Annotated in this window: 6 protein-coding genes and 1 riboswitch; all 6 genes read right to left on the reverse strand. The window is 36.2% G+C overall.

Features of this window, described 5'->3' with window-relative positions:
* Positions 1-163 precede the first annotated feature (163 nt).
* The gene (locus tag HMPREF0874_RS07125) at positions 164-439 is read right to left on the reverse strand and encodes a thiamine phosphate synthase (RefSeq protein ID WP_008602698.1); all 276 of its coding nucleotides are present in this window, start codon (positions 437-439) and stop codon (positions 164-166) included.
* Between the two features lie 4 nt (positions 440-443).
* Complete coding sequence (thiS, locus tag HMPREF0874_RS07130) at positions 444-641, reverse strand: sulfur carrier protein ThiS (protein ID WP_008602700.1); 198 nt, start codon at positions 639-641, stop codon at positions 444-446.
* Positions 642-664: 23 nt separating this feature from the next.
* Entirely contained in the window at positions 665-1,969 is a 1,305-nt protein-coding gene (gene thiC, locus HMPREF0874_RS07135) for a phosphomethylpyrimidine synthase ThiC (protein WP_008602703.1), read from the reverse strand.
* Between the two features lie 78 nt (positions 1,970-2,047).
* Positions 2,048-2,155: riboswitch (TPP riboswitch) on the reverse strand.
* Positions 2,156-2,232: 77 nt separating this feature from the next.
* Positions 2,233-4,386: an ATP-dependent Clp protease ATP-binding subunit gene (locus HMPREF0874_RS07140; RefSeq protein ID WP_008602705.1), complete on the reverse strand. Its 2,154-nt coding sequence runs from the start codon at positions 4,384-4,386 to the stop codon at positions 2,233-2,235.
* Positions 4,387-4,659: 273 nt separating this feature from the next.
* Complete coding sequence (locus HMPREF0874_RS07145; RefSeq protein WP_004695640.1) at positions 4,660-5,859, reverse strand: type I restriction enzyme HsdR N-terminal domain-containing protein; 1,200 nt, start codon at positions 5,857-5,859, stop codon at positions 4,660-4,662.
* Between the two features lie 239 nt (positions 5,860-6,098).
* A partial coding sequence (locus tag HMPREF0874_RS07150; RefSeq protein WP_008602707.1) for an IS30 family transposase occupies positions 6,099-6,396 on the reverse strand: 298 nt, incomplete at its 5' end.

Consider the following 6,396-nt stretch of genomic DNA (forward strand, 5'->3'; position numbering starts at 1 on the left):
ATCTTCATCTATTTTATAAATTCTATAGAATATCGAATTTAATGATACGATTATACTAAATAAACCTATATCTTAGCAAGGATATTTATCAAATCTACAAAATTATTTTATAAATACAAAAACCACAAGATTAAAATCTTGTGGTTTGTATGTATACTCTTTTTTATCTGACCCTACTATATCCCATCATGAGCTCATAAATAGTATTTTGTATATTATCCGATTCTGTTATTTCAGAAACGGCACAAATAAAATCGGGATGCACTTGCCAAACGGTATCAGCATTTGTGGTTTTAATGCCCCCAATAGCAACAATGGGAGCCTTACTAAACTGCTTTGCCCAATATATATAAGAAATGCCTACAGGATTAGCATTGGGTTTTGTTTGTGTAGAAAAAATAGGCCCTACCCCAATATTACCTATAGTAAATGTATCCAATATATCAATTACCTCCTACAAAGCTAACGATTTCTAATCTGTCAGCAGCCGTTAATTTAGTGGTTGTATATGCTTCCTTACTAAGAATCTCTCCATTAAGCTCAACTACAAAGTGTTTACCAGAATAGCCTAATTCATCAAGAATCAAATGAAGTTGCTCACCTACAACATACTTTGGCTCTCCATTAACAATCAAATCCATAATGACCTCCCATATGAAAAAGCTTATAAAATATCAATATATTCTTCTTGTAAAGCTTTATTCATACTGCGTACAGCACAAAACTTGCCACACATCGAACAGGTTTCACTATGGTCTTCCTCCGGTGCTCTACTTTCACGAATAGAACGAGCCCGTTCAGGATCAAGGGCACAAGCATATTGTGCCTTCCAATCGAGAACTTGACGTGCCTTAGCCATAGTGTCATCTATATCTCTTGCATTAGGAATACCACGAGCAATATCTGCAGCATGCGCCGCTATTTTGAAAGCCATAATTCCGTCTTTTACATCATCTGCATTTGGTAAGGCTAAATGTTCCGCTGGTGTAACGTAGCATAAGAAGGATGCACCATACATACCCGCTACAGCGCCACCAATAGCAGCCGTAATATGGTCATAGCCTGGAGCAATATCTGTGACGAGCGGTCCCAACACATAGAATGGCGCTCCATCACACAAGGACTCTTGTATCTCCATATTCATTTGTATTTGATGTAAAGGTACATGCCCAGGTCCTTCAATCATAGCTTGTACACCATATTGTTTCGCTCGTTTTGCCAATTCACCAAGCCTTACAAGCTCTTCAATTTGGCACACATCAGTGGCATCCGCCAAGCAACCTGGACGACAAGCATCACCTAAAGACAACGTAACATCATATTCTTTGCAAATCTTTAAGATTTCATCATAGTATTCGTAGAATGGATTTTCATGGCCTGTCATGCTCATCCACGCAAATACCAAACTACCTCCGCGGCTAACAATATTAAGCAACCGTTTATGATTCTTGATTTGATCTATTGTTTTTCTCGTAATACCACTGTGGATAGTAATAAAATCTACACCATCTTGAGCGTGTAATCGGATAGTGTCCAAGAAGTCTTGAGCCGTTAATTCACCTAAATCTTTTTGATGATGAATGACACTATCATAAATAGGCACCGTACCAATCATTACTGGTGATGTCTCGATTAATTTACGTCTAAAAATACGAGTATCACCATGAGTTGAAAGATCCATGATTGACTCTGCTCCAAGTCGAATAGCTCGATTAACCTTTTCAATTTCGCTATCATAATCAGTAACGTCTTTTGATGTACCTAAATTAACATTGACTTTAGTTCTAAGACGCTTACCAATCCCCTCTGGCGAAATGCTAGTATGTTGCTTGTTACAAGGAATAACAACCTTGCCTGAGGCCACTAGGGAACGTAATACCTCTTCATCCATACGTTCTTTTTCCGCGACAACTTTCATTTCCTTCGTAACTACACCAGCCACAGCCGATTCCAATTGTGTCATAAACATTTTTACATCCTCCTATATAAAAGACATATATAGTTAGGTATGCAAAAATGGGTATCGAACAAAATGATCGATACCCATATTAAGTATTAGCGTGCTTCCTACGCGGGCATGATCCCGATCAGGTATAAAGGTCAGGTGCTCGCAGCCCTTTCTCAGCCTATATAATAGGCTCCCTTGCATACTCACTATATAATTATGCTATTAATATTACTACTTTATTCAGATTTGTCAAATGATTATTCCGACACTTTTACGTCTATTATTTATTTCTCAGCCTTATCTTGGTCTTTGCTATCATCGGAATCTGCTTTTTCAGAGATTACAATATGACCATCCTTAACATCGGCAAGCAAGTGTTTAGCATCGATGTGATCCAAGTAGAAATCAGTTACATTATCGCGGATTTCAGATTCGATAACACGACGTAATGGACGAGCGCCCATAGTTTTGTCATACCCTTGTTCCATCAACAATTCTTTAGCTGCATCTGTTACATCAAGAGTGATATCTTTTTTAGCTAAAGTTTTATTCACTTGATCAAGCATCAAATCTACAATTTTTTTCAAATCTTCTTTGCTCAATTGATTGAACTCGATAACTGCGTTGAAGCGATTCAAGAACTCTGGACGGAAGAATGGAGCGATGCGTTCCATTACATCTACTTTATTTTCATCATCATTGTCATTACCATAACCAAAACCCGCATTGGATGTAGCGATGATAACGGTATTTTTAAAGTTTACTGTGTTACCTTGACCATCTGTTAAGCGACCATCGTCCAATACTTGTAAAAGTAATGTAATAACTTGAGGGTCTGCTTTTTCGATTTCATCGAATAATACGATGGAATAAGGATTACGACGTACGCGTTCAGTCAATGTGTTAGAGTTATCTTCATAACCAACATAACCAGCTGTAGCACCGATTAATTTAGATACGGCTGTGCGATCACTATATTCGGACATATCCAAGCGAATGATTGCATCTTTGTTACCAAACATATCTAGAGCTAATTGTTTAGCTAATTCTGTTTTACCAACGCCAGTAGGACCTACGAATAAGAAGCTACCGATTGGACGGTTGCCTTCGTCAAAGCCTGCACGGTTACGACGAATTGCTTTAGATACAGCTTCTACTGCTTTATCTTGACCAATTACATGAGCTTCTAAACGAGATTTCATGTCTTTCAAGCGCTCGATATCGGATGCACCCATTTGAGATACAGGGATACCTGTCATTCTTTCAACGGCTTCTGCTACATCGTTAACCTTAGCCACTACCTTTTGATTTTCTGTATGGTTATCAAGCTCTGCTTGTAACTTTTGAATACGCATTTTTTCATTAATCGCAGATTCATAGTCTTCTTTTTGAGCATATTCCTCTTGTTTTGCTTTAGCATCAGCAATATCTGCTTCCAATGTTTTAATATCTGTTACAGGATGTTGAGATGCCAAGTGAGCTGCTGTTACATCGATTAAATCAATGGCTTTATCAGGCAAGCTACGTTGTGGAATATACTGTACGGAATAATCTACAGCTGCTTTCAACACCGCATCTGGCAATTCAATATTATGATGCGCTTCGTACAATGGACGAATGCCTTGTAAGATTTTGAAAGTATCCTCTGCAGATGGCGCGTTTACCTTTACCTCATTAAAACGACGAGCGAGAGCCGCGTTTTTCATGATTGTATTACGGTATTCATCTTGTGTTGTAGCACCAATTACAGTCATTTCACCACGAGACAAGGCAGGTTTTAAGATATCTGCCAAGCCTTTGGAGCCTTGACCATCACCGGTAGAACCAGCACCCAAAATTTGGTGGATTTCGTCGAAGAACAAAATAATATTGCCAGCGGCTTTTACCTCTTTAATAAGGTTTTGAATATTTTCTTCGAAAGAACCACGGTATTGAGTACCAGCTTCCAATCCGGAAATATCGATGGAAATGATCTCTTTATTTTTAATAGCTGCTGGAACATCACCATTTACAATAGCTTGTGCCAAGCCTTCTACTACTGCAGTTTTACCAACACCAGCATCACCTACAAGTACAGGATTATTTTTAGTACGACGTGCTAAGATTTCTGCTGTTTCTTGGATTTCTTTGTTACGACCAATGACAGGATCAAGTTTACCATCACGAGCTTGTTGAGTTAAGTTTGTCCCCAAACGAGCAAGGATTCCATCTTGTTTAATTTTACCTTGTTGCGCAGCTTGAGCAGCTTGCATTTCTTCATTAGATGGTAAGCGACCAGTTTGACGATAAAACGCAAACTCTTCTGGAGTTACTTCACGACCATTAATCTTATAACTACGTCGTTCCGTGGAATAACCACCCATATTACCCATCAATTGATTAAACAAATCATTCATGCTAGAAAATTCATTACCAAAGTTATTAAAGTTGTTGTTCATATATATTACCCCCTCATACATCATAGAGTTTAACTATTTGACTAATACTATTTTTACTGGGTTTATTTACCCTACGACATTATAATAACCCTCAAAAGTCAAAAAGTCAATATATCAAAGTGTAATTTTTTGACTTTTATTTTGACTAATTTGATTTATATGGAATAAACACAGATAAATATTAGCTTTATAGCGGGTAATTAATTTTGAACTTTTAAGTTTTTTATGTAAAAACAAAAAGACCATTCGATGAATGGTCTTTTATTAATAATATTACTTTGATTTTTTATATTCTGATCTAAATCCATCACGAAGTACAGCATAACGTAACAAATTTCTTATAAAGGATTGTACATTAGGATTTCGCCACTCTAACAAACGAGACCTATCTAGGCAACCTAAATGTATTCTATCATTTTTTACTAATTCAGGAGCTCTTTTTTGAACATAAGCAAGTAATTCTTTTTTAGGTAACGCTCCATCTCGCCCTCTTGTTATAGCACCATTGTGTGTAATTTCAATCATATTAGTATCGCTATCAAACTGACAAAATTTATCCAAATTCAACTGTAATGAATGATGTCTAGTCTCTTTATTTGTTATAGATATATTCAATTGAGTTCTACCGATGCTATTGCCCCAATGGGGATCATTTTCAGTATGTGCGGTAGCACATATACTAATCCCCAAAACCTGATCTTTCCCTTCATAATCCTGGGCGATAAATAAACGTGTCCAATTTTGATAAGACCCTCCTCCTCTGTTTCCAAAAAAAGTGAAGCCTCTAAAGCAATCTTCCATTACACCTATTTTTTCTAAAATCTTCGGAGATGAAATCTTCTTTAATAATAGTAAATTTAAAAAATTAAGGTAAAACTCATAATTTTCTTCAGGACTATCCTCCCCGATATATCCCATATTCAAAAATTTATTTTGCAACCTTTTTGATTTGATATCCTCAAACGTATATGGTTTATCTTTGTTTGCCTTAATAAACTTCACTTTAGATTTTAAAAGCTCTTGATAAGTCGGAATTTTATTGACTTCTTTATATCTACCATTCTTAAATTGATAAACCACAGCATTGATACCATTAATAAGCATGATATATTCAGCATCTAATACATCCCTATATCTTATCGCTTGATCTAATACCATATTACATTCAACATCAATATGAGAAGCTTTACACTCTATTACCAATAAAACTTCTTCTTGGTTATCATCACGATAAACGACGATATCTGCTCTACCTCGTAAACCGTTCTTCACATGGCACATAGGTTCTTCTACACGAATTCGTTCAATCGGTATACCAAGTTTCTTTTGTAAAAATATAATTGTTTTTTGTCGAACTTCTTCCTCCGGAGTTTTCTGAACCAAAAAGTAACGAATAGGATCAAAATAACACTTCTCATCTTGTTGATGTTCATGTAATTTTATTGAATTAAAAATACATTCTACATTCTCCATTTAATTTACTCCTTACAACACCCGCATAAATTCATCTATTTTTCATTTTTAACATTATATCATACATAAATATTAGTTGTCTTATAAAGGGACACTACAATTAAAAGAAAAAAGGTTCCGTATTTCAGTTGAGGCTTATCGACCATCAACTTCCTACGGAACCTTTTTCCTTTACGACATCGGATAACACTACAAGAATGTTATAACGAAATCATCATTTTAATTACTATATTTAGTTCTTAAATTGCAATATGAAATTGAACACTCTGTAAATCCATAACTTTATTAACTTCTTCAATGAAGACTTCTTGAGGCGTTTGGTAATCCAACAGCTTTCGGGGTAAATTGTTGCACCAATTTAACGCCCGCTGAATCGTTTCTTCTGACACAGTCTTTATGGGCGTTCCTTTTGGGATAAAGCGGCGTAATAGTCCGTTATGTCGTTCATTTGAACCGCGTTCCCCAGGCGAGTACGGGTGAGCAAAGAAAATAGATAAATCCTCTGTTTCTAATGTACTTATGTCTGCAAATTCACGG

This window comes from Veillonella sp. 6_1_27 (genome assembly GCF_000163735.1).
In the GTDB taxonomy this organism is placed as follows: Bacteria; Bacillota; Negativicutes; order Veillonellales; family Veillonellaceae; genus Veillonella; species Veillonella parvula_A.

Excerpts from the sequence above, each read along its gene's own strand:
- thiC (WP_008602703.1), bottom strand. The coding sequence starts at position 1,969 with ATGTTTATGACACAATTGGAATCGGCTGTGGCTGGTGTAGTTACGAAG.
- HMPREF0874_RS07140 (WP_008602705.1), bottom strand. The coding sequence starts at position 4,386 with ATGAACAACAACTTTAATAACTTTGGTAATGAATTTTCTAGCATGAAT.
- HMPREF0874_RS07145 (WP_004695640.1), bottom strand. The coding sequence starts at position 5,859 with ATGGAGAATGTAGAATGTATTTTTAATTCAATAAAATTACATGAACAT.
- thiS (WP_008602700.1), bottom strand. The coding sequence starts at position 641 with ATGGATTTGATTGTTAATGGAGAGCCAAAGTATGTTGTAGGTGAGCAA.